The organism is Streptomyces sp. STR69 (genome assembly GCF_024519455.1).
Classification (GTDB): domain Bacteria; phylum Actinomycetota; class Actinomycetes; order Streptomycetales; family Streptomycetaceae; genus Streptomyces.
This window is the reverse complement of sequence record NZ_JALJRY010000002.1, coordinates 157,791-181,257: the sequence shown is the minus strand read 5'-3', so window position 1 is coordinate 181,257 and position 23,467 is coordinate 157,791. Positions and strand designations below refer to the sequence as shown.

At 71.0% G+C, this 23,467-nt stretch carries 18 protein-coding genes and 1 riboswitch; of the genes, 14 read left to right on the top strand and 4 right to left on the bottom strand.

Features of this window, described 5'->3' with window-relative positions:
* The first annotated feature begins 18 nt into the window (after nt 1-18).
* From OC490_RS04495 to OC490_RS04485, 3 genes are all read left to right on the top strand, one after another.
* Nucleotides 19-849 carry a hypothetical protein gene (locus tag OC490_RS04495; RefSeq protein ID WP_262056464.1) on the top strand — a complete coding sequence of 277 codons (831 nt, stop codon included), beginning with the start codon at nt 19-21 and terminating at the stop codon, nt 847-849.
* Between the two features lie 118 nt (nt 850-967).
* Nucleotides 968-1,927: a hypothetical protein gene (locus OC490_RS04490; protein WP_262056463.1), complete on the top strand. Its 960-nt coding sequence runs from the start codon at nt 968-970 to the stop codon at nt 1,925-1,927.
* Between the two features lie 133 nt (nt 1,928-2,060).
* Complete coding sequence (locus OC490_RS04485; RefSeq protein WP_262056462.1) at nt 2,061-3,221, top strand: hypothetical protein; 1,161 nt, start codon at nt 2,061-2,063, stop codon at nt 3,219-3,221.
* Between the two features lie 18 nt (nt 3,222-3,239).
* On the opposite strand, the gene OC490_RS04480 is transcribed toward OC490_RS04485, so the two are convergent.
* Nucleotides 3,240-4,181, bottom strand: a complete 942-nt coding sequence (locus OC490_RS04480; RefSeq protein ID WP_262056461.1) for a ScbA/BarX family gamma-butyrolactone biosynthesis protein — start codon at nt 4,179-4,181, stop codon at nt 3,240-3,242.
* A gap of 110 nt (nt 4,182-4,291) precedes the next feature.
* Between OC490_RS04480 and OC490_RS04475 the strand changes: the two genes are divergently transcribed.
* Nucleotides 4,292-4,945 (top strand): ScbR family autoregulator-binding transcription factor, encoded by a 654-nt coding sequence (locus OC490_RS04475; protein WP_262056460.1) that lies wholly within the window; start codon nt 4,292-4,294, stop codon nt 4,943-4,945.
* A 138-nt stretch (nt 4,946-5,083) separates the two neighbouring features.
* Entirely contained in the window at nt 5,084-6,646 is a 1,563-nt protein-coding gene (locus OC490_RS04470; RefSeq protein WP_262056459.1) for a glutaminase, read from the top strand.
* Nucleotides 6,647-6,676: 30 nt separating this feature from the next.
* On the opposite strand, the gene OC490_RS04465 is transcribed toward OC490_RS04470, so the two are convergent.
* Together OC490_RS04465 and OC490_RS04460 are read right to left on the bottom strand one after the other, a co-directional pair.
* On the bottom strand, nt 6,677-7,426 hold the full coding sequence (locus OC490_RS04465; protein WP_410098542.1) for a class II aldolase/adducin family protein: 750 nt from the start codon (nt 7,424-7,426) through the stop codon (nt 6,677-6,679).
* Nucleotides 7,427-7,494: 68 nt separating this feature from the next.
* On the bottom strand, nt 7,495-8,946 hold the full coding sequence (locus tag OC490_RS04460) for a sodium:solute symporter (protein WP_262056457.1): 1,452 nt from the start codon (nt 8,944-8,946) through the stop codon (nt 7,495-7,497).
* 159 nt (nt 8,947-9,105) lie between these two features.
* Here OC490_RS04460 and OC490_RS04455 point away from each other — a divergent pair, with 159 nt between their 5' ends.
* The gene (locus tag OC490_RS04455) at nt 9,106-10,680 is read left to right on the top strand and encodes a PucR family transcriptional regulator (RefSeq protein WP_262056456.1); all 1,575 of its coding nucleotides are present in this window, start codon (nt 9,106-9,108) and stop codon (nt 10,678-10,680) included.
* 3 nt (nt 10,681-10,683) lie between these two features.
* Here OC490_RS04455 and OC490_RS04450 read toward each other — a convergent pair whose 3' ends face one another.
* The gene (locus OC490_RS04450; RefSeq protein ID WP_262056455.1) at nt 10,684-12,291 is read right to left on the bottom strand and encodes a purple acid phosphatase family protein; all 1,608 of its coding nucleotides are present in this window, start codon (nt 12,289-12,291) and stop codon (nt 10,684-10,686) included.
* Between the two features lie 345 nt (nt 12,292-12,636).
* Here OC490_RS04450 and OC490_RS04445 point away from each other — a divergent pair, with 345 nt between their 5' ends.
* The 8 genes from OC490_RS04445 to metE all read left to right on the top strand — a co-directional run bounded on the left by OC490_RS04445 (nt 12,637) and on the right by metE (nt 23,412).
* Complete coding sequence (locus OC490_RS04445; RefSeq protein WP_262056454.1) at nt 12,637-13,170, top strand: universal stress protein; 534 nt, start codon at nt 12,637-12,639, stop codon at nt 13,168-13,170.
* Between the two features lie 165 nt (nt 13,171-13,335).
* Nucleotides 13,336-13,746, top strand: a complete 411-nt coding sequence (locus OC490_RS04440; protein ID WP_262056453.1) for an SAV_915 family protein — start codon at nt 13,336-13,338, stop codon at nt 13,744-13,746.
* 12 nt (nt 13,747-13,758) lie between these two features.
* The gene (gene lysA / locus OC490_RS04435) at nt 13,759-15,096 is read left to right on the top strand and encodes a diaminopimelate decarboxylase (RefSeq protein WP_262056452.1); all 1,338 of its coding nucleotides are present in this window, start codon (nt 13,759-13,761) and stop codon (nt 15,094-15,096) included.
* A gap of 95 nt (nt 15,097-15,191) precedes the next feature.
* Nucleotides 15,192-16,997: a methylmalonyl-CoA mutase subunit beta gene (locus OC490_RS04430; RefSeq protein WP_262056451.1), complete on the top strand. Its 1,806-nt coding sequence runs from the start codon at nt 15,192-15,194 to the stop codon at nt 16,995-16,997.
* The gene (scpA, locus tag OC490_RS04425) at nt 16,997-19,183 is read left to right on the top strand and encodes a methylmalonyl-CoA mutase (protein ID WP_410098540.1); all 2,187 of its coding nucleotides are present in this window, start codon (nt 16,997-16,999) and stop codon (nt 19,181-19,183) included. The genes OC490_RS04430 and scpA overlap by 1 nt, the downstream gene beginning before the upstream one ends.
* Nucleotides 19,180-20,163: a methylmalonyl Co-A mutase-associated GTPase MeaB gene (gene meaB, locus OC490_RS04420; protein ID WP_262056450.1), complete on the top strand. Its 984-nt coding sequence runs from the start codon at nt 19,180-19,182 to the stop codon at nt 20,161-20,163. Before scpA ends, meaB begins: the two co-directional genes overlap by 4 nt.
* 64 nt (nt 20,164-20,227) lie before the next feature.
* Nucleotides 20,228-20,716, top strand: a complete 489-nt coding sequence (locus OC490_RS04415) for a hypothetical protein (protein WP_262056449.1) — start codon at nt 20,228-20,230, stop codon at nt 20,714-20,716.
* A 1-nt stretch (nt 20,717) separates the two neighbouring features.
* A riboswitch (cobalamin riboswitch) is annotated at nt 20,718-20,944 on the top strand.
* Nucleotides 20,945-21,093: 149 nt separating this feature from the next.
* Complete coding sequence (gene metE, locus OC490_RS04410; RefSeq protein ID WP_262056448.1) at nt 21,094-23,412, top strand: 5-methyltetrahydropteroyltriglutamate--homocysteine S-methyltransferase; 2,319 nt, start codon at nt 21,094-21,096, stop codon at nt 23,410-23,412.
* Nucleotides 23,413-23,467 lie beyond the last annotated feature (55 nt).

Sequence of the window (23,467 nt, the reverse complement as noted above, 5' to 3'; positions counted from 1 at the left end):
CACGGCAAGGAGGATTCGATGGCGCACCCGAGGAGGGAGTCCGTCGCCGTCCCGCACGCGGTGGCGGTCCTGTCCACCACGCGTGGCAGTGGAGCGACACTGCTGACGGCGGCGGCCGGACTGCTCATCGACGACGCGGTGGGCCGGGTCGGGCAGTCCGTGATCCTGATGGACGCGGACATCGACGGCGGTGGGCTGACGACGCTGACCCGCTCCTGGAACACCACGTGCGCAGCCCTTGACGACGGCCTCCTGGGCTTCGCCGGGGACGACGTGGAGCTGGCCGGGCGTGACCTGGCCCGCTATCTGCGGCATGTGCACACGGGTGCCCGACGGCGGCAGGACATGGTGCTGTTCCCGCTCGGCCCCGGCGACAAGCCGGGCGAACGGCTGCCGACCGACGGAACGCTGGAGGAGGTCGTCGGCACCGCTGTCGACCGGCTCGTGGAGCTGGGGGGCTGTCTCATAGTCGACTGTGGCGACAGCCGCACGCAGGTCACTCTTGAGGTGTGTCACCGGGTCGAACACATCATCCTGGTGGGGCAGTTGGGCCCGGAGGGCGGCGAGGAGACCGGTCGGCTCCTGTCGTGGCTGGCGGACCGGGGACTGGGCGCGAAGGTCATCGGCTGGGTGTGCAACAGCCCGAGCGCCGAGCGGTCCCCCACGGCCGACCCCGCCGGGGTCGGTGCTCCGCTGATGCGCCTGCCGTACGACACCTTCGCCGCGGCGACGGTCGCCGTGGGCACGCTGCCGGACGGCACCAGTCCGCTGCTGCTGACCCTGTGCGCGCAGCTGCGCGCACTGTGGCCGGACGTTCTGAACGACGGGGGATGGGGGAGAGATGAGTGACGACAAGCCTGTGTCCGGGGCGGGAGCGGGCACACCGGAAGCGCGCGAGGGGCCGGTTCCCGCCCGACCGGGACGCCCTCCCGCCCCCCGGCCTCCGGAAGTCCACCGCGCGGCTCATGTGACCGACGACAGCGATGTGTTCGTGGAGCTGTGCAGGAAGGCGCTGAGCGAGGACGGGCTCCACCATGTCGCGGAGTACCGCTGGGGCGTCTTCAACTACTCGGCCGACATCCTGGACCGGCTGCCCACGTCCCAGGGTGGCACGTTCGGCGGGGAGGAACAGGACTGCAGGCGGCAGTGGTTCGCGCGGCTGGGCCGTCAACTCCACTACATCCTGGGCCGGATGGACCATGTGCTGCGGTCGGTCGACAGCGGTCGCCTCATCCGCAGCGTGCTCCAGTTCGGCGACGGCGCCGTCTTCCACTACTACTTCCGCGCGGACGACTACCTGACCGGTGTCTCCCTGGGCGCCCACACGGCGGACGCGGGCGACCGCGCCATGGCGGACCTGGTGGGCGCGTTCCGCCGGGAGATCGGTCTCCCCCTCATGAATCCGGGCGGCTTCGAGACCGAGTCACCGGCTCCGGAGACGGAGCGGCGGGCGGGTGCCAAGGAACCCCTCCAGGCCAGGGAGGGGGACTGGGGAACGCCGGAGCCCGCCGCGTTCGCGCGCTGTGTCGACGCGGTGACCACCGAAGGCCTGCACTACGCGGGCTACTTCGCTCCGGGCACCGGCCGCTTCAGCGCGGACGTCTTCGACGATCCCGAGCTGTCCCGCTTCTTCGGCGGCCTCAGCCGGGACGAACGACGCACCCGCTACTCGGAGTTGGGCGAGCGCCTGCACTACGTCGTGGCGCGGCTCAACCAGTCCCTGCGCGCGGTGATGCCGGGCCGCCTCACCCGGGTCGTCCTGGACGTCGAGGAGGGCGCCCTGTTCTACGCCGACCGGTCCGACGGCCACTTCCTGCTCGGGGTCACCCTGGACCAGAGCCGGACCGCCTGGGCCGACCGTCAGATGACCCGGCTGGTGCACCTCGTCTCGGCCACGGCCGGTGAGGAACCGGACGAAAAAGACTGAACTCCGGCGACAAGGATGACCATTCGTTCACGCGGGTAAGCCGCAGGTGCGAACCGCGGGCGTTCGGCCCCGGCACGCGACCCAATGCTGAGACGCTCATCGCCGTAGGGAGTCCGCCGGATCGGAGCGAGCCATGACCCGCACACCGACAGCCGCACGTCATCTGTGGATCATGTTCGTGGTGCTCGGCTCCGGTTGGCTCCTGTCCTCCGTCACGGGCATCGCCTCCGTGACCCACTCCCCGGCCTACCCGCTGGCCATCTCCGCGCTGCTCGCCGTCGGACTCTACGGCTCGACCTCGGGCATCGATCTCGCCGAGGCACAGGGCGATCTGCGGACGCTGCTCCTCGCGGTGACGGTGGGTGTGCTGGCCAAGGCCGCGCTGATCGCGCCGGTGCTGTGGCTTGCCGTCGGGCAACCGGCGTACATGATCCTCGCGGTGACGGTCGCCCAGATCGACCCGCTGTCGGTGGCCGCGCTGCGCTCACGGTCCAGGATGTCCGAACGCGGCAAGGCCGTACTGTCCATCTGGTCCTCCTTCGACGATCCCGTCACCATCCTGCTCACCGCGTATCTGGCTCCGGTTGCGTTGAACGCCCTGGACGGCGCGTCGGCGTCCTCCGCGCTGCCGGTGTCGCCCACCGCGTACGCGCTCACCACCGCGGGGAACGTGGGGCTGGTCGCGGTGGCCGCACTCGCCTGGTTCCTGGTGCAGCGGGGCGGGCGGCCGGATTCCCCGCTCCGCTCCCTGGCCTGCCTTCTGGTGCTCGGCGGGCTCCTCGCGGCGGCCAGTGTGTACGGGCTGATGCTCGGCGTGGCGGTCATGGGTCTCTTCTACCGTCCGCGCCCGCTGCTGCCGGTGCTCGGTGTGCTGCTGCGCGCCGCCTACTACACGGCGCTCTTCGCGCTGGGCATGCTGCTCCTCGACGGCATCGAGCCGGTGCCCGGCATCGCGCTGGGGGTGGCCGCCTTCGGCGCGCAGGTGGTCGTCGGGTGGGTCATCGCCAGAAACCTGGACCGTTTCGACCGGGTCTCCCTGGCGCTGGGCCAGCAGAACGGTGTGACGGCGGTCATCCTGGCCCTGGCCCTCAAACCGGCCTTTCCCCGAACGGTGGCGATCGTCGCCCCCGCCATCGTCGTGGTCAACGTCCTGCACTTCGCGGCGAACGAACTGTGGACCCGGCTGCAGCCGCCGGCCGGTCCGGACGGCGACAAGGACGGCGGCGGCGATGTCCGGACACCCGCGCCGGGCGGGCACTCCGCCCCCGTCGACGTGCTGGTACCGCGTCACTGAACGCACCACGCCACCAGCTCAGTTGTCCGGGACCGGCTCCCACCACAGGACCCCCGAAGCCGTCACCGCACCGCCCTGCGTGACGTCGAACTCCCAGCCCTCCTCCGCGGGTTCGCACGCGACGTACGCGGGCGGGTCCCAGTCCGTGAATTGGGCGGCCGTCATGCGGCAGCCGGTCAGGCGGCCGGAGGTGTCGCCGCTCGTGAGGCATACCGCCTGCCGGGCGGCTTCCAGGAGGACCATGCCGGGGATGTGGTCGCTGGGGTGGTCGAAGAACAGGGGATGGCGAAGGTCGGCCGGCGCCACCCGCAGGGAGCCGGTTCCGTCCCGGGCCACCATCACACCGCCGGAGGCGGAGGCCGACACGGCGGCGGGCGCGAGTCGCCGGATGTCCTCGCCGGGAGGCGGAAGCGCACCGGCCCGGGCACCTCGCAGCCCCCTGTACTCGTCCTCGGTGAGAATGCGGGCCCGGCCTTCGGCGCTGCCGAACTCGGCGTCGCCCACCGCCAGTTCGAGCCGGAGACTGAGCGCGACGGGATGGGCGAGGCCTTCGACGCGACGGACGTCGTGGACCGTGGCGCGGCAGGTCACGTCGGTCGCGCCGTAGCCGACCACGGGTTCGGTGGCGGGGTCGAGCCGGAAGCCGATGGTCTTGATGACGGCCCTGCTGCTCATGGGGACGCCCAGGAAGCGCTGACAGAGGTAGAGGCACCCCTGCCGGAGGGTTTCGGCGATCAGCAGCGGGTCGTGCCGGTCGCCGGATCCGGGCCGGAACGTGGTGTGGGAGCGTGACCACTGCGCGGCGAGCAGATACCGCCCTTCGCCGAGCGCGTGTCCGTCGGTCAGCAGGACCTCCGCGATCGACTTCCGGTGGACGAGATTCCGCGGCACGGAGCGGTCCCAGCTCAGCGTCGGCACGGCCGCCGTACCGAAGGGGGGAGACCCGGTTGATTCCTTCATAAAATAATAGAATGCGTGATTCTTGCGGGTGCGGATAAGAAATGCCGCACCGTCCGATAGATTCGCCTGAAAAGACGATTCGGCGTGAAGGGCAAGGGTCGTTGAGGGCGATGCAAGAACGCGCGGAAGCCACCCGACAGGCCGTTCTGGCGGCGGCGGCAGTGCTGTTCGAACAGCATGGATACGTCGGGACGAGCATCAGCGACGTGGCGCGGAGGAGCGGCTACACCAGTGGCGCCATCTACTTCCACTTCGGCAGCAAGGAGGGCCTGGCCGCGTCCGTCTTCGAGGCCCACTTCGGTGAATGGCCGAGGCTGGTGGAGAGCTGGGCCTCGCTCGACGGCCCCGTCCTGGACCGGCTGGTGGGCCTCAGCCTCGCGGTGGCGCGCGAGTTCCGCGACAACGTGATCGTGCGGGCGGGCAACAGGCTCTCGAACGAGAGCAGATCCATCCCCGCCGAATTGCCGCAGCCGTTCGTGGGCTGGATCGAAACCGTCGCTCAACTCCTGGACGCCGCAAGGGAGAACGGTGAGATCGCCCCCGACACGGATGTCGAGCGGGCCGCTCGGGTCATCGTCGCCGGGTTCTTCGGCACCCACACCGTGTCCAACGCCCTGGACGACCGCAGGCACGTCGAGCAGGCGGTGACCGACCTCTGGCTCTTCCTGCTCCCCGCCCTCCAGATCACCCCCGACCCGCACGGCTGCCTGGACCGGGCCCGCACCCTGCTCGACCGCGCTCCCGGACCGAAGTCCGCCGCGTAGGCCCGCTCCCCTCGCACTCCCGCACGCCCCACCCGAACGGGTGATGGCGCTCTGGGCAGCGGCGCCTGCCCTCTCCAAGATGGAACATAACGATCGTAATGTTCTGCGATCCGCTGTTTCTGCTACGAGGTGAGCCGCATGGCGTCCACGACCCGCCCCAGGGAAAATCCCGATCCCACGTCCGGAACGAACCCTTTCGAAGCCGCGTACCGCGCTCTCTTCGACGCTTTCGACGACGACGGAAGCCAGACACTCTCCCGTGCGGAACTCGTCAGGAATCTCCGTGCCACCGGAATCCTGGAGGACGACCCCCGGATTCAGGGCATCCTCGACGCGACGCAGGACGGCGACGGCGACGGCGAGCGGGAAATGGGATTCCCGGAATTCGTGGCCCTGATCCAGCATCACAGCGGTCTGCTGCAGCGGGCGATGCAGAATTCCCTCATCGTTCCGGACTTCCCGTCGCTCACCGAGGAGATCGACCGGATCCACCACGATCTGCTACCCGTGCGCGACGGCCGGGTGGCCGACTGCATTCCCCAACTCGCCCGTATCGACCCGGAACAGCTCGCGATCTCCCTGTGCACCGTCGACGGCCAGCGGCACAGCGTGGGGGACGTCGATGTGCCCTTCTGCGTCCGGTCGGTGTCCACGACCGTCAGCTACTGCATGGCGCTGGAGGAACACGGCGTCGATGTCGCGCACCGGCACATCGGGCGGGAACCGAGTGGGCAGAGCTTCCTGATCCGTCCCGAGCTGTCACTCGCGGACCGCTTCGACCACGTGACGCAGACCTGGCAGCGGCTGGCCGGGGGCAGGCGGGTCGGATTCAACAACTCCGTCTACCTCTCCGAACGGCAGACGGCCGACCGCAATGTCGCGCTCGGCCATTCGACGCGGGAGGGCAATGCCTTCCCTCCGGGCACGGATCCGCTGCAGGCGCTGGAGTTCCACTTCCAGTGCTGCTCCATCGAATTGGACGCGCGCATGCTGGCGGTGGTCGCCGCCACCTTCGCCAACGGAGGGGTGTGCCCGCTGACGGGCGACCGGGTCTTCAGCCGGGAGACCGTCCAGCACTGCCTTTCCCTCATGTCCTCGTGCGGGATGTACGACTTCTCCGGCGAGTTCGCCTCCACCATCGGTCTGCCGGCCAAGAGCGGGGCATCCGGCGCGCTCATGGTGGTGGTCCCCGGGCTCATGGGGATCTGCGTCTGGTCCCCCAGGCTGGACGAACTGGGCAATTCGGTACGGGGAATCGAATTCTGCCGTCAGCTCGTGAAGAAGTTCGAGGTCCGTCCTCATGCGTCGGTCACGCGCGCCTCCCGGCGCAAGGACCCCCGCAAACGCCGTGACCAGAGCTCCGTAGAGAGTGTCGTCGCCCTGTGCTGGGCCGCCAGCCAGGGCGACCTGGACGAGGTCCGCCGGCTGGCGTCCGCCGGGGCGGACATCAGCACCGGCGACTACGACGGCCGCACTCCGCTGCACCTCGCCGCGGCCGAGGGCCATGTGGAGGTCACCGGCTACCTCCTCGCGCACGGTGCCGACCCCGCGGCGACCGACCGCTGGGGCGGCACCGCCCTGACCGACGCCCAGCGTGGCGGCCACACCCGCGTCGCGGAACTCCTCGGTCCGCACACCGCGGTCCCCTGCCGGAAGGCCACCGGGGCCGACACCAGGTCAACTGCCGCCTCCGCCAAGTGAGTCGACCAACCGGCGCCGGAACTCGGCAGCTCAGTCCTTGTAGTCCGGGGCGATGCGCTCCACCATGCGGAGCAGTGCCGACCAGGCGAGGTCGTAGGCCTTGTCGTCCTGGAGGTCCGAGTGGGCGTCCTCGCCGGTGAGTTGGCGGGCGGTGAGTTCGCAGATGTCGGGGGCGGGGGTGCGGAGCCGGGTGCCCGTGGCGGTCGCGGTGGTCTGGATCTCGCAGGCCTTGTCGAGGTAGTACATGCGCAGGAACGCCTGCGCGGGGGTCTCTCCCACGGTGAGCAGGCCGTGGTTGCGCAGGATCATCGCGGGGTGGCCGCCCAAGTCGCCTACCAGGCGCCGCTGTTCGGCGAGGTTGAGGGCGACGCCCTCGTAGTCGTGGTAGCCGAGCCTGCCGTAGAACTCCATGGAGATCTGGTTGAGCGGGAGCAGGCCGCTCTCCTGGGCGGCTACGGCGCAGCCGGATCTGGTGTGGGTGTGCAGGACGCAGTGGGCGTCGGGGCGGGCGGCGTGGATGGCGCTGTGGATGACGAAGCCGGCCGGGTTGACCGGGTGGGGGGACTCCTCGACGGGGTGTCCGGACAGGTCGATCTTGATCAGGTTCGACGCGGTGATCTCCTCGAAGAGGAGGCCGTAGGGGTTGATCAGGAAGTGGTGTTCGGGGCCCGGGAGGCGGGCCGAGATGTGGGTGAAGATCAGGTCGGTCATCCTGAAGTGCGCCACGAGCCGGTAGACGGCGGCGAGTTCGCGGCGCAGCCAGTGTTCTTCCGAGGACATGGGGATGGGGACCTTTCGACGGGACACGGCACGTGCGGGTGCGAGTGGGGGGGTTCCGGTACGGCGGGTCAGGCCACGCTCAACTCCGGTGCTGCGGGCGCCGGTTCGCCTGCCAGGCGGCGGTGCCAGGCCTGGACGACGGACTCTTCGGTCGGCCTGGTGAGGAGGCTGACGGCCAGGTAGGCGACGAGGCCGGCCAACAGGCCGTAGTAGATGGGCTCGTTGGCGAGGAGGCCGTCGGTCACCATGAAGACGATGACCGTGGTGCCGCCCGCGATCATCGAGGCCATAGCGCCGGGCAGGTTGCCGCGCTTCCAGACGAGGCCGCCGAGGATGGGCACCAACAGGCCCCCGACGAGCAGGTTGTAGGCGACGGTGAGGGCTTCGATGACATCGCCGAGGGCGCAGGCGATGCCCATGGCAGCGATGCCGAGGACGACGATCGCGAGGCGGTTGGAGCCGATCTCGTCGTCCTTCGAGCCGGTGGCCGTGCGCTTGCGCAGGCGGGCCCAGATGTCGTTGTTGGCGACGGTCGCCGACGCGATCAGGGCGCCGCTCGCGGTGGACATCATCGCGGAGAGCGCGGCGGCCAGCACCAGGCCCCGGATGCCGGTGGGCAGGGCGTGCCGGACGATCGTCGCGAACGCGTCGTCGGCGCTGGACAGTTGGGGGTAGAGCGTCTTGGTGGCCATGCCGACGACGGCACCCGCGAGAGCGTAGACCAGGCAGTAGACGCCGGCGACCGTGCCGCCCCAGGACGCGACTCTGTCGGAGCGGGCGGTGAACACCCGCTGCCAGATGTCCTGCCCGATGAGCATGCCGAAGGTGTAGATCAGCACGAAGGTGAGGATGGTCTGGCCGCCGATGGAGGTCAACGAGAAGTAGCCGTGCGGCAGTTCGTCGGCCATGGCACCGAAGCCGCCGGCCTTCACCACCGCGATGGGCAGCAGCAGGACGAGCACACCGAGGCTCTTGACCACGAACTGGACCATGTCGGTGAGGGTGATGGACCACATGCCGCCGAGCGCCGAGTAGCCGACGACGATCGTGCCGCCGACGACCACGGCGACCCAGCGGGGCACGTCGAACAGGACGTCGAAGACGCTGGCGTAGGCGATCGTGGAGGTCACGACCAGCATCAGCGTGTAGATCCACATCACCACGCCGGAGATCACGGCGGCGGTGTCGCCGTAGCGCAGGGAGAGCATCTCGGCGACGGTGTACACCTTGAGGCGGGCGATGCGGGCAGAGAAGAAGATGCTCAGCGCCAGCAGTCCGAGGCCGATCGCGAAGACCATGGCGGCGCCGGAGATGCCGTAGGTGTAGCCGAGGCGGACGCCGCCGATGGTGGAGGCGCCGCCGAGGACGACGGCGGCCATGGTGCCGGTGTACATGAGGGGGCCGAGGCGGCGTCCGGCGACCAGGAAGTCGCTCTTGGAGGCGGCGCGTTTCCTGCCCCACCAGCCGACGCCGATGATGCCCAGCAGGTATGCGGCCATGACGAAGTAGTCGACGGTCATCGGAGACCTCCGGGTTCGAGGGGTGGTGCCCTGGGAGTGGGACGACGCTATCGGCGTTCGCACTGGCGTCGAAGTGACGGTTCTGTCCAATATGGAGTCGCCCATTGGATGATTCCGGCAGTCCCGCACGGCACCGCCGGGTCGGGAGGATGTCCCCTCATGACCGAGTCCGAGCAGCCCTCCGTGCCGCTGAGCGTGCTGCTCGCCGACCCCGCTCTCGGCCTGCGCCGAATCGCCGGTCCTGCCGGGGATCAGCTGGTCAGCACGGTCGGCACCACGGAGATCGAGGACCCGTCGCCGTACCTGGTGGGCGGCGAACTGCTCCTCACCGCGGGGGTGCGGCTGCCGCTCGACGCGGAGGGCGTCGACACGTATGTACGGCGGGTCGTCGCGGCCGGGGTGAGCGCGCTCGGTTTCGGGGTCGCGCCCGTGCACGACGAGGTCCCGGCCGAGCTGGTCGCCGCCTGCGACCGCCACGGCCTTCCCTTGCTACGGCTGCCGCCCGCGACCCCGTTCGTGGCAGTCGGGCAGGCCACGTACGCGGCGATCGCCGAGGCCCGCAACCGTGAGCTGCGCGAGATCTCCCGGGCCCAGTCGGCGCTGGCCGCGGCGGCTGCCCGGCCGGACGCGCTGCGGGCCGTGCTCGCCCAGCTCAGCGGGCACACCGGCGCCTGGGCCGTGCTGCACGACGCCCGGGGCAACGAGTTGTTCAGCGCCGGTGCCCGGCCCGCGTCGCCCACACCGGGGCGGGTGCGCGAGCTCGCCGTGCGGACCCTCGCCCGGGTCCGCACCGGGTCCGCCGGGCGGTCCGCACCGGCCGCCGCGGCGGATCACGAGGGCGGTGTCCATCTGACCGTGCACACCCTGCCCGGCGCCGACGGCACCGCGATGGCGCTCGCCCTCGGCCAGGCCTCCACCACGGCCCCGACCCTGGTGCACCGCCAGGTCACCGGCACGGCGGCCGTACTCCTCGCCCTGCTCACCAGTCCCCGGCACGCCCTGGGCACCGACACGCACAGCGCGGGCGCGCTGGTACGGCTGATGCTGGGCGCGAGCCCTGCCGACGTGGCGCCCGTGCTCACGCCCGCCGGTACGACGGAGGGCGCCGGACACTGGGTCGTGGTCCACGGCCGGTACGCGACTGCACCGTCCCCGGGCGACGATCCGGCTCAACTCGCCACCCTGGGCACCGCGTTGGGCACCCCGTATCTCTACGTCGACGGCCCCGAGCTGAAGGCGCTGATCCCCGGTGCACCGGACGTACGGCCCGAAGTGCCCGCGCAGGCGGCGGACTTGGGCTGGGTGCTCGGGTTCAGTGCGCCGGTGCCGGCCTCGGACCTGGCGCACGCCGATGTCCGGGCCGGACGTGCCCTGCAGCGCGCGCTCGCGGCGCAGGTGCCGGCCGTCGTCCACACCAGGGATCCGCTCACCGTCCACGGGCTCGTTCCGGCCGCCGACGCCCGGGAGTTGGCCCGCACCCGGTTCGCCCCGCTCGACGAGGCCGGTTCGCCCGGCGCGCCGGTCCTCGTCGAGACCCTGCGCATCTGGCTGACGCTGCACGGCAGTTGGGACCGTACGGCGGCGGCCCTGCACGTCCACCGGAACACCGTGCGGCACCGGCTGGCACGGGTGGCCGAACTGCTCGATGTGGACCTGCAGGACCCCGGAGCGAGGATGGAACTCTGGTTCGCCCTGCACTGGTTGCCGGGCGAGGACCAGGACCGCTCCGGCTGAGGCTTAGCGTTTGCCGTCCGAGCGCTTGCGGTGGAGGGTGAAGTTCTCGAACACCGACAGGTCGCCGTTGGGCTTGTTCACGTTGTAGTAGGTCACGTGCATGCGGGTGGTGTCGCCGGGGTGCGAGCCGGGGTCGACGGTGAACGCGGCGAAGCCGTAGGGGTGGTCGGTGTCCCGGACTCCGATCCAGACCGCCTCCTCCTTGGCGTAGGTGGAGGTGCGCTTGCCGTTGGAGCCGGGGGTCGCCGACACGGACGTGATCACCTTGCCGGTGCCGTCCTTGAAGAAGCTCTGGTTCGTGGTGCCCGAGACGCCACCGCCGCCGAGGATCATGTGGACGGTGCCGAGGCCGGTGTCGATGTTGTCGGTGGCCGTGGAGATCGGGTTGGGGGTAAGCGTCTCGGTGCCGCTGACGACTCCGCGGACCGCGAGGGAGCGCTCGTAGTTGTGCTCGTGGCCGCAGAGGACCAGGTCGACGCCGTAGCGGTCGAAGAGGGGGCCGTACTTCTGGCGCAGGCCCAGGTCGGCGCCGTTGGCGTCGGTGGAGCTGACCATCACCTGGTGCATGGCGACGACCACCCAGTCGACGTCGCGCGAAGACCGGGCAGCCTTCAACTCCTTCTCCAGGAAGGCGAGTTGGCGTCCGCCGGAGTAGCCGCTGATGTAGACGTCACCACCGTCCTGGAGGCAGTTGTCGTCGTTCTGCAGCACGATGACCCGGACGGAGCCGGCCGTGAACGCGTAGTAGAGGCCCGCGAGTTCGGCGTCGGTCTCGGTGGACGGGAGGTCGAAGTAGGTCTGGTAGGCGCCGAGTCCGATCGGGCCGTTGGCCTTCTCGATCTCGTGGTTGCCGGCCGCCGGCATCCAGGGGCGGAAGCGGGCCGAACGGGTGTTGTTGGTGAAGAAGTTGTTCCAGGTGCGCACCCGGTCGACGTCCAGGTTGGCGTAGCAGAGGTCGCCGTTGAGCAGGTGGAAGAGCGGGGCGACCTGCTCGATGCCGGTGACGATGTCCTTCGTCGCGGGCGTGGAGTTCGCGTCGAGCCCGACCGTGCCGTTGGCCGCCCAGGTCACCTGCGGGGCGGACTGGTCGCCGAAGCTGGTGAAGGTGATCGGCTTCCGGCCACGCGGGGCGGTGCGGAACGTACCGCTGTCGGGCGTCGCGCCCTCGTGGGTGGCGAGGTAGAGGTAGTCGGTGTCCGGGGTGAGCCTGTTCAGCGCGGCGTGGTGGACGTAGACGGTGCGGCTGGAGGTGCCGTCGACGTAGGTGACGGTGCGGGCCTTGGCGCTGGAGCCGAAGCCGTGCTCCAGCGTGCCGTAGCGCACAACCGGTTTGGACACCGGTCTGTCGGTTATCCACGACACCGTCATCTGGGTGCGCGGGTCCGCCCCGAAGGTGAGGTGCAGGCCCTGGACCGGCGAAGCGCCGGAGGCGTCCGCGGTGAGGTGGAATGCCGGGGCGTCCAGCGGGGCGGCCTGTGCCGTGCCTGCTCCCAGCAAGGGGGTGACGGCGGCGCCTGCGCCCGCCGTACCGAGGAGACCCAGCGCGTGCCGTCGGCTGACCCCCTCGGACGACTGCGCCGAACCGTCCGGTGTCTCTGTCTGTGCGGTCATGATGCCCTCCCTGGCGAGCAGTTGAGCTGACAACGTCCGCACCCTGGCGCTTCCCGGCGGCTCCTGAGTGAACAGTGCGTTGCCAGACGGTCATCGCGTCTCACGGGGTGGTCCGCGGCGGCGATTCTTGCCCCGCGCTTTGCCAGTGGCCGCAACTTCGTTGACACGGGCGTGCGGTGGAGGGCGAGTTGAGGGATCAATTCCGGCCACCACCGCCACCGCGTCACGGGCGCGTCAAGAACCGCCCCTCCGGCGTCAGACCATCGCCAACACGGCAATACGCCGACTCTCCCCCGCACTTCGATGGGCTGGAGAAGTCTGTCGTACGGCGAGGAGTGAGCGACGATGAGCAGTGCCGGGCGGCTGCGTGCCGTGGTCGGAGTGAGCGGTTCGCCGGGGAGCCTCGCGGCACTGCACCGGGCCGTGCGGGAGGCCCGTCGCACCGGCGCCGAGGTGCTGGCCGTACTCGCCTGGGAGCTGCCCGGCGGTGAACTCGCCCACCGGCGCTCGCCGTTGGCGCTGCCGTTGGCCGACCTCCGTCGCGATGCCGGCGAACGACTCCTGGCCGCCGTCGACGCGGCCTTCGGCGACCCGGGTCCCGGGGTTCCGTTCCAGGGGCTGGTCGTGCGGGGTACGGCGGGCCGCGCGCTGGTGGACACCGCCGACCGGCCCGACGACCTCCTGGTGATCGGCGCGGGCCCCCGGGGCGCGCTCCGCGGCCTGTGGCCGTCGGTCACCCGGTACTGCGTCGCCCACGCCGGCTGTCCGGTACTGACGGTGCCGCCCTCGCCGCTGGAGGGCGAGTTGGCCGCCCTGCACCGGCGGATCGCCCTGCGGCGGGCGGTCGACGCCCGCGAGCTGACGGACGGCGGGCGCTGACCGGCGGTTCCCGCCCTCGTCAGCGGGGCGTTATGAGTGCGGCGCCCGCCGTCAAGCATCCGTCAGCGACCGTCCCGGACCCCGATCGCCCGGGCATAGCTTCGAGTGAGCGCCCCGGCCGAACCGGCCGTACCGCGCACACTGCTTCCCTCAAGGAGCCGGACGATGTCTCCAGCCGAACCCTCTGAATCCCCCGCCGAACCCGTCCCGGCCGGACTTCTTTACGTGCCCGTCCGGTCGGGGCCCGCGGGCTGTACGGCCCGGTACTTCCGCACCGCGCTCGGCGGCCGTACAGCCGTCGGCTTCACCTCGGCGGCGAGGCTCACCGCCACCCTCGGCCCCGACCAGGCCGCCATCAGGCTCTCCGAACCCGCGCTGCGCGCCCTCGCCGCACCCCTGGGCGTCACCGCCCTCACCGTCGACCCCTCGCTTTCCGCCCCGGCGGCCGACCGGACCGCGGCCACGGTCCGCGAGCGCGAGAACTCGTGGCGCCGCCGGCATCCGCAGCACATCGGTGCCCTGCGGGTGACCGGCGCAGCCGCCGCCGTCGCCTGTCTGAATCTGCTGATCGGCTGAGGAGACCCGCCCATGTCCATCCTGGACGCCCCCGTTGTCCGGGTCGCCGACACCGACGACCTGTCCGTCTGGCCCCGCTCCACCCGCCCCGCCCCCGCCGGGGACCTGACCGTCGGCGGTGTCTCGCTCGCCGAGGCCGCCGACCGCTTCGGCACTCCCGTCTACGTCCTCGACGAGCAGGAGGTCCGCGAGCGCTGCCGTGCCTATCGCACGGCGTTCCCGGAGGCCGAAGTCGTCTACGCCGCAAAGGCGTTCCTGTGCCGGGCGATGGCCCACTGGGTGGAGGAGGAAGGCCTCGGCCTCGACGTGTGCTCGGCGGGTGAACTCGCGCTCGCCGTCACCACCGGTTTCCCGCCGGAGCGGATCGTGCTGCACGGCAACGCCAAGAGCCCGGAGGACCTGAGCACCGCGCTCCGGCTCGGGGTCGGCCGGATCGTCGTCGACAGCGCCTCGGAGATCGCCCGGCTGGCCGCGATCACCCCGGCCGGCAGCCGGCAGAAGGTCATGGTGCGGGTGGTGCCCGGCGTGGCGGCCGGCGCGCATGTCAAGGTGCGCACCGGCACCGACGACCAGAAGTTCGGCCTGTCGATCACGGACGGCTCCGCGCAGCACGCCGTCACCCGGATCCTCGACCAGCCGCACCTGGAACTGGTCGGCCTGCACTGTCACATCGGCTCGCAGATCACCACGACGAAGCCGTACGTCGCCGCGGTGCGCCGCATGGTCGGGCTGTTGGCCCGCATCCGCGACCAACACGGCGTCACCCTCCCGCAGTTGGACATCGGCGGCGGGCACGGCATCGCCTACCGCCCCGGCGAGGAGCAGCTGAACATCTCCGTCCTCGCGGGGCGGGTGCGGGCCGAGTTGGAGGACGGCTGTGCCCGCACCGGGCTGCCCGTGCCCCGGCTCACCCTCGAACCCGGGCGGGCGATCGTCGGCCCCGCCGGAGTCGTCGTGTACCGGGTGCTGGCGGTCAAGCGCACCGGCGACCGTACGTTCGTCGCGGTCGACGGCGGCATGAGCGACAACCCGCGGCCCGCGCTGTACGGCGTGCGGTACGCGCCCCGGCTGATCGGCCGCCCGGCCCTCGCGCCGCCGCGACCGGTCACGGTCGTGGGCCGGCACTGCGAGGCGGGCGATGTCCTCGCCGACGAGGTGCCGCTGCCCGGCGACGTACGCCCCGGCGACCTCCTCGCCGTACCGGCGGCCGGCGCCTATCACCTGTCGATGGCGTCCGGTTACAACCTCGTCGGCCGCCCGCCGGTCGTCGCGGTGGCCGGCGGCATCGCCCGCGTCCTGGTCCGCCGCGAGTCGCTGGACGACATGAGCCGACGGGACGTCGGGCTGTAGTCACGAACCCCAGAGTGGTCTAGACCGCAAAGGGAGGTCAAGGTCACAGCCGCGTCCTCTGCTGCTCACCTGCACGTTTGCCCTAGCATCCGAGCATGACGGTCCTGCCTGACGACGGGCTCTCGCTGGCCGCCGAGTTCCCTGACGCGACCCATGAGCAGTGGCAACGCCTGGTGGAAGGCGTACTGCGCAAGTCGGGCAGGGAAGTCTCGGGTGCGGCGGCGGAAGACGCTCTGTCCACCTCGTTGGAGGACGGGCTCCTCGCCCGTCCCCTGTACACCGCGGACGACTCCGCGCCCGAACCCGGCCTCCCCGGTTTCGCCCCCTTCGTACGGGGCGGCCGGGCCGAGGGCAACACCCTCGGCGGCTGGGGCGTACGGCAGCGGCACACGACCCCCGACAACTCCGCGGTCCTCGGCGACCTGGAGAACGGCGTCACCTCGCTGTGGCTGGCCGTGGGCGAGCAGGGCATCCCGGTCGCCTCGCTCGGCCGGGTCCTCGACGGCGTCTATCTCGACCTGGCACCCGTCGTCCTCGACGCGGGTCCCGAAGTCGCTTCCGCCGCGGCCGAGTTGCTACGGCTGTACGAGGAGCGGGGCATCGCGCGTGAGGCCGCCCGGGGCAACCTGGGCGCCGACCCGCTGGGCTTCGCGGCCCGCACCGGAGCGGATCCCTTCGACTTGACGCCGGTCGCCGCACTCGCCCGGCGCTGCGCCGAGGAGTACCCGGGGCTGCGCGCGCTGACCGTGGACGCGCTGCCGTATCACGAGGCCGGCGGCTCGGCGGCGCAGGAGCTGGGCGCCTCGCTGGCGACCGGTGTCGCGTACCTCCGCGAGCTGACCGAAGCCGGGCTGAGCGTCGAACAGGCCGTCGGGCAACTGGAGTTCAGGTACGCGGCGACCGCCGACCAGTTCCTGACGATCGCCAAGTTGCGGGCCGCGCGCAGGCTCTGGGCCCGGGTGGCCGAGGTGTGCGGGGCGCCGGGCGGACAGGTGCAGCACGCGGTGACCTCGCCGGTGATGATGTCCCGCCGTGACCCGTGGGTGAACATGCTGCGCACGACGGTCGCGACGCTGGCCGCCGGGGTGGGCGGCGCCGAGTCCGTCACCGTGCTGCCCTTCGACCACGCGCTGGGCCTCCCGGACGCGTTCGCGCGCCGGATCGCCCGCAACACCTCGACGATCCTGGTCGAGGAGTCGCATCTGTCCCGGGTGATCGACCCGGCGGGCGGCTCCTGGTACGTGGAGCGGCTCACGGACGAACTCGCCCACGCGGGCTGGGAGTTCTTCCAGCACATCGAGCAACAGGGCGGCCAGGCAGCCGTGTTGGCCTCAGGCAGTCTCCGCGAGGACCTCGCCGCCACCTGGGCGGCCCGCAGCGCGAAGCTCGCCAAGCGCCGCGAACCCATCACCGGCGTAAGCGAGTTCCCGAACCTCGCCGAACGCCTCCCGGACCGCGCCCCCGCCCCCGTCGCCCCGTCCGGCGGCCTGCCGCGCGTGCGCCGCGACGAGGCCTACGAAGAACTCCGCGCCCGCTCCGACGCCCACCTCGCGGCGACCGGCTCCCGGCCGCGCGTCTTCCTGGCGGCTCTCGGCCCGGCCGCCGCGCACACCGCCCGGCTCACCTTCGCCTCGAACCTGTTCCAGGCGGGCGGCATCGAGCCCGTCACCGAGGGCGCGTTCGCGGACAGCGGGGCCACCGAGGCCTGCCTGTGCTCGAGCGACTCCCTGTACGAGGAGCAAGCCGCTTCGGTCGCCGGGGAGTTGAGGTCGGCCGGTGCCGGTCATGTGTTCCTCGCGGGCCGTCCCGGGGAGTATCCCGGTGTCGACGCCTACGTCTTCGCGGGCTGCGACGCCGTGGCCGTTCTGTCCGCCACCCTCGACCGCATGGGAGTGTCCTGATGGCAGCGATGGGGCGCATCCCCGACTTCTCCGGGATCGAGCTGGGGGCCCCGGCCGCCGAAGCCGGTGCCGACGAGTGGCGTGACGCCGTCAAGAAGGCGGCGGGCGGCGACGACCTGCTCTGGGAGACCCCGGAGGGCATCGCGGTCAAACCCCTCTACACCGGGCAGGACTTGGAGGGCCTGGACTTCCTGGCCACCTACCCGGGCATCGCGCCGTATCTGCGCGGTCCGTACCCGACGATGTACGTCAACCAGCCCTGGACGATCCGTCAGTACGCCGGCTTCTCCACGGCCGAGGAGTCCAACGCGTTCTACCGGCGCAATCTGGCGGCCGGTCAGAAGGGCCTGTCGGTCGCCTTCGACCTGCCCACGCACCGGGGTTACGACAGCGACCACCCGCGCGTGACCGGTGACGTCGGCATGGCGGGCGTGGCGATCGACTCGATCTACGACATGCGCCAGCTCTTCGACGGCATCCCCCTCGACAAGATGACCGTGTCGATGACGATGAACGGCGCGGTGCTGCCGGTACTGGCGCTCTACATTGTCGCCGCCGAGGAACAGGGCGTACCGCCCGAGAAGTTGGCCGGGACCATCCAGAACGACATCCTCAAGGAGTTCATGGTCCGCAACACCTACATCTATCCGCCGAAGCCGTCGATGCGGATCATCTCCGACATCTTCGCCTTCACCTCACAGCGGATGCCGCGCTACAACTCGATCTCCATCTCCGGCTACCACATCCAAGAGGCGGGTGCGACGGCCGACCTGGAGCTCGCGTACACCCTCGCGGACGGGGTCGAGTACATCCGGGCGGGCCGGGAGGCGGGGATGGACGTGGACGCGTTCGCACCCCGGCTGTCCTTCTTCTGGGCGATCGGCATGAACTTCTTCATGGAGATCGCCAAGATGCGGGCCGCCCGCCTGCTGTGGGCCAAGCTGGTCAAGCAGTTCGACCCGCAGAACGCCAAGTCCCTCTCCCTGCGCACCCATTCACAGACCTCGGGCTGGTCGCTGACCGCGCAGGACGTCTTCAACAACGTCACGCGGACATGCGTGGAGGCGATGGCGGCAACGCAGGGCCACACCCAGTCGCTGCACACCAACGCCCTCGACGAAGCCCTCGCCCTGCCCACCGACTTCTCGGCCCGCATCGCCCGCAACACCCAGCTCCTCATCCAGCAGGAGTCCGGCACCACCCGCGTGATCGACCCGTGGGGCGGCAGCGCGTACGTCGAGAAGCTCACGTACGACCTCGCGCGCCGGGCCTGGCAGCACATCGAGGAGGTCGAGGCGGCGGGCGGCATGGCCAAGGCCATCGACGCGGGCATCCCCAAACTGCGCATCGAGGAGGCGGCGGCCCGCACCCAGGCCCGCATCGACTCCGGACGCCAGCCGGTCATCGGCGTCAACAAGTACCGGGTGGAGACCGACGAACAGATCGACGTCCTCAAGGTCGACAACTCCTCCGTCCGCACCCAACAGATCGAGAAACTACGGCGGTTGCGCGCCGAGCGCGACGAACAGGCCACCCAGGACGCGCTGCACGCCCTCACCCGGGCGGCCGAGGGCAGCGGCAACCTCCTGGAGCTGGCCGTGAACGCGGCCCGCGCGAAGGCGACGGTCGGTGAGATCTCCGACGCGCTGGAGAAGGTGTACGGGCGGCACGCGAGCCAGATCCGTACGATCTCGGGTGTGTACCGCACCGAAGCCGGCGAGTCCCCGTCCGTCGAGCGCACCCGCGCCCTCGTGGCCGAGTTCGAGGAGGCCGAGGGCCGCCGCCCGCGCATCCTGGTCGCCAAGATGGGCCAGGACGGCCACGACCGCGGCCAGAAGGTGATCGCCACCGCGTTCGCCGACCTCGGCTTCGACGTCGACGTCGGCCCGCTGTTCCAAACCCCGGGCGAGGTGGCCCGCCAGGCCGTCGAGGCGGACGTGCACGTCGTCGGGGTCTCCTCGCTGGCCGCCGGACACCTCACCCTCGTACCGGCGTTGAAGGAGTCCCTCGCCGAGGAGGGCCGCGAGGACATCATGATCGTGGTCGGCGGGGTGATCCCGCCGCAGGACGTGCCCACGCTCCTGGAGATGGGCGCGGCGGCCGTGTTCCCGCCCGGGACGGTGATCCCGGACGCGGCCTACGACCTGGTCGAGCGGCTGGCCACCGACCTCGGGCACACCCCGTGATCGATGTCGACACCTATGTGAAGGGCGTACTCGACGGCAAGCGGGCGCTGGTGGCCCGCGCCATCACGCTCGTCGAGTCGACCAAGCCCCAACACCGGGTCATGGCACAGGAGTTGCTGACCGAGCTGCTGCCGCACAGCGGGAAGGCCCGGCGCATCGGGGTCAGCGGTGTGCCGGGCGTGGGCAAGTCGACGTTCATCGACGCGTTCGGCACCCTGCTCACCTCGCTCGGTTTCCGGGTCGCGGTGCTGGCCGTCGACCCGTCGTCCACCCGGACCGGCGGGTCGATCCTCGGCGACAAGACCCGCATGGAACGCCTGGCCGTGGACCCGGCGGCCTTCGTCCGCCCCTCCCCCACCGCGGGCACCCTCGGCGGCGTCGCGAAAGCGACGCGGGAGTCGATCGTGGTCATGGAGGCGGCGGGTTACGACGTCGTCCTCGTCGAGACGGTCGGCGTCGGCCAGTCCGAGACCGCCGTGGCCAACATGGTCGACTCCTTCCTGCTGTTGACCCTGGCCCGCACGGGCGACCAGTTGCAGGGCATCAAGAAGGGCGTCCTGGAGCTGGCGGACGTCATCGCCGTCAACAAGGCGGACGGCCCGCACGAGCGCGACGCGCGGGGCGCGGCAAGGGAGTTGGCGGGCGCGCTGCGGCTGATGCACCCGGTCGACGCGGCCTGGACCCCGCCGGTGCTGAGTTGCAGCGCCCGCGAGGGCACGGGCCTGGACACGGTCTGGGAGCGCCTGGAACAGCACCGGTCGCTGCTGGACTCCACCGGCCGCCTGGCCGCCAAACGCCGTGAGCAGCAGGTGGATTGGACGTGGACGATGGTCCGCGACGAACTCCTCGGCCGACTGCACGCGGATCCGACGGTACGCTCACTGGCGCCGGAGCTCGAACGGCGGGTGCGGGAGGGCGAGTTGACGGCGACCCTGGCCGCCGAACAGATCCTGCGGGCTTTTGGATCCCGGCCCAGCTGACCCACCGTGACCGGAGGTCGTCCGAGTGATTCCCGCACGGTTACTCGCCGTTGCTGCGCTGGTGATGGCGCTTCTCGCCGTGTCCGGCTGCTCCTCCACCTGGGGCTGCTCCGACACCACCGCGAAGCGCGGCAGGGCCGCTGTCAAAGTACGGGTCGAGGACGTCGACGGGCGGTATCCCGGCGCCTCCGCCGAGATCGTCGACTGGCGCCTTGAGCCGCACCCGCAGCGGCCCTCGGCCGGTGACCAAGTCCATTTCCACTACCGCTTCTACGGCGCCGACGAGTTCAACGGCCCCGCATTGGACGTCTGCGCGGTCGACAAGAAGCGCGTGGCCCTGTTGTGCGAGACGGTCTATTCGGCCGAGGCGTTCGGGCCGAACGGCGACAACACGGGCGACAGTTGGCTCGCCGTCGAGCACCCCGCGCAGGTCGCCGGAGTGCTGTTGATCCCCAATGACCAGTCCTACCAGTCACAGACCTGCGAGCAGGACGTCAAGGACGGCGGCGGTCCGCATCCTCCCGAGCCGGCCACCCTGGGGGACCAGCTGTAATACGCTGGCTGACGCAGCTGGTTCGCCCCCGTCCGCCAGGCGGGATGCGTCGCAAGAGGGAACCCGGTGAGATTCCGGGACTGCCCCGCAGCGGTGAGTGGGAACGACCGCCGTCATACGCACTGGGTCCGCGACAGGACCTGGGAAGCGACGGCCAGTAGGTGTCCTCCGGTTCGACGGAGGGTGTGCCCGCGAGTCCGAAGACCTGCCAACTGCCCGCGTACGAGGCATTCGTGCGCGGAATCCCGGTGACCTCGTGGGCGGGTCGGCGTACATATCGGCGGGCACGGCGACCGTGCGTCCGTCCGGTCTGACGTTCCTTCGCGCTCGCGTCCCGTCCCGGGATCTCAGGGAGACAGCTCGCGAAGGAGAGTTCCGTGACAGCGAAGTCCGCAGCCGCGGCAGCACGGGCCACCGTGTACGGCTACCCCCGTCAGGGACAGGGCCGGGAACTGAAGAAGGCCGTCGAGGGCTACTGGAAGGGCCGCGTCGACGCCGACGCCCTCCGGACCACCGCGGCCGAACTGCGCCGCACCAACTGGCGGCAGCTGGCCGAGGCCGGTGTCCACGAAGTGCCGACCGGCGACTTCTCGTACTACGACCATGTCCTGGACGCCAGCGTCATGGTCGGCGCGATCCCCGCCCGCCACCGGGCCGCCGTCGAACTCGACGCGCTGGACGGGTACTTCGCGATGGCGCGCGGCACCCAGGACGTGGCGCCGCTGGAGATGACGAAGTGGTTCGACACCAACTACCACTATCTGGTGCCCGAGTTGGGGCCCGACACCGTCTTCACCGCCGACTCGGACAAGCAGGTCGGCGCATTCCGTGAGGCCCTCGCGCTGGGTCTCACGGCCCGCCCGGTGCTCGTCGGCCCGGTCACCTATCTGCTGCTCGCCAAGCCCGCGCCCGGAGTCGCTGCGGACTTCGATCCGCTGACGCTGCTGGACCGGCTGCTGCCCGTGTATGCCGAGGTACTCGCCGATCTGCGGGCGGCGGGCGCGGAGTGGGCGCAGTTGGACGAGCCCGCGCTCGTCCAGGACCGGACCCCGGCCGAGTTGAACGCCGCCGAGCGCGCCTACCGTGACCTCGGCGCGCTCACGGACCGGCCGAAGCTGCTGGTCGCCTCCTACTTCGACCGGCTCGGCGACGCGCTGCCGGTGCTGGCGAAGGCTCCGGTGGAGGGGCTGGCGCTCGACTTCACCGGGGCCGCCGCCGCCAACCTGGACGCCCTGGCCGCGGTGGGCGGGCTGCCCGGGAAGCGGCTGGTCGCCGGCGTGGTCGACGGCCGCAACATCTGGGTCAACGATCTCACCAAGTCCCTTGCCACCCTGGGCACGTTGCTCGGTCTCGCCGACCGGGTCGATGTGGCCGCCTCCTGCTCGCTGCTGCACGTCCCGCTCGACGCCGCCGCCGAACGGGACATCGAACCGCAGATCCTGCGCTGGCTGGCGTTCGCGCGGCAGAAGACGCGAGAGATCGTCACGCTCGCCAAGGGCCTGTCCCAGGGCACCGGCGCGATCTCCGCCCAACTGGCCGCGAACCGGGCCGACCTGGCCTCCCGCGCGGGCTCCCCGATCACCCGGGACCCCGCCGTACGGGCGCGTACCGCCGCCGTCACGGAGGCCGACGCCCGGCGTTCGCAGCCGTACGGCGAGCGGACCACCGCCCAGCGGGCGCGGCTCGGGCTGCCGCTGCTGCCGACCACCACGATCGGCTCCTTCCCGCAGACCGCCGAACTGCGCACCGCTCGCGCCGACTTGAGGGCGAACCGGATCGACACGGCCGGGTACGAGGAGCGCATCAGGGCGGAGATCGGCGAGGTGATCTCCTTCCAGGAGAAGACCGGCCTCGACGTCCTGGTGCACGGCGAGCCCGAACGCAACGACATGGTCCAGTACTTCGCCGAGCAGCTGACGGGCTACCTCGCCACGCAGCACGGCTGGGTCCAGTCCTACGGCACCCGTTACGTCCGCCCGCCGATCCTGGCCGGCGACATCTCCCGCCCCGAACCGATGACGGTCCGCTGGACGACGTATGCCCAATCCCTCACCTCGCGGCCGGTCAAGGGCATGCTCACCGGGCCGGTCACCATGCTCGCCTGGTCCTTCGTCCGCGACGACCAGCCGCTCGGCGACACCGCCCGGCAGGTCGCCCTCGCCCTGCGGGAGGAGGTCAACGACCTTGAGGCGGCGGGGACTTCGGTCATCCAGGTCGACGAGCCGGCGCTGCGCGAGACGCTTCCGCTGCGCGCGGCGGACCGGGCGGCGTATCTCGCCTGGGCGACGGAGGCGTTCCGGCTCACCACCGCCGGGGTCCGGCCGGACACGCAGATCCACACCCATATGTGCTACGCCGAGTTCGGCGACATCGTGCAGGCCATCGACGATCTCGACGCGGACGTCATCAGTCTGGAGGCGGCCCGTTCGCACATGCAGGTGGCCCGCGAGCTGTCCGGGCACGGTTATCCGCGTGAGGCAGGGCCCGGCGTGTACGACATCCACTCACCGCGTGTCCCGAGCGCGGACGAGGCGGCGGCCTTGCTGCGCAAGGGACTTGAGGCCATTCCGCCGGAGCGGCTGTGGGTCAATCCCGACTGCGGGCTGAAGACCCGCGGCTGGCCCGAGACCCGCGCGTCGCTGGAGAACCTGGTCGCCGCGGCCCGTACGGTCCGTGAGGAACTGGCGGGTTCCTGACCCGAGGAACGAACGGGGCGGGGTCGGCCGGGGGAACCCTCCCGGCCGCCCCCGC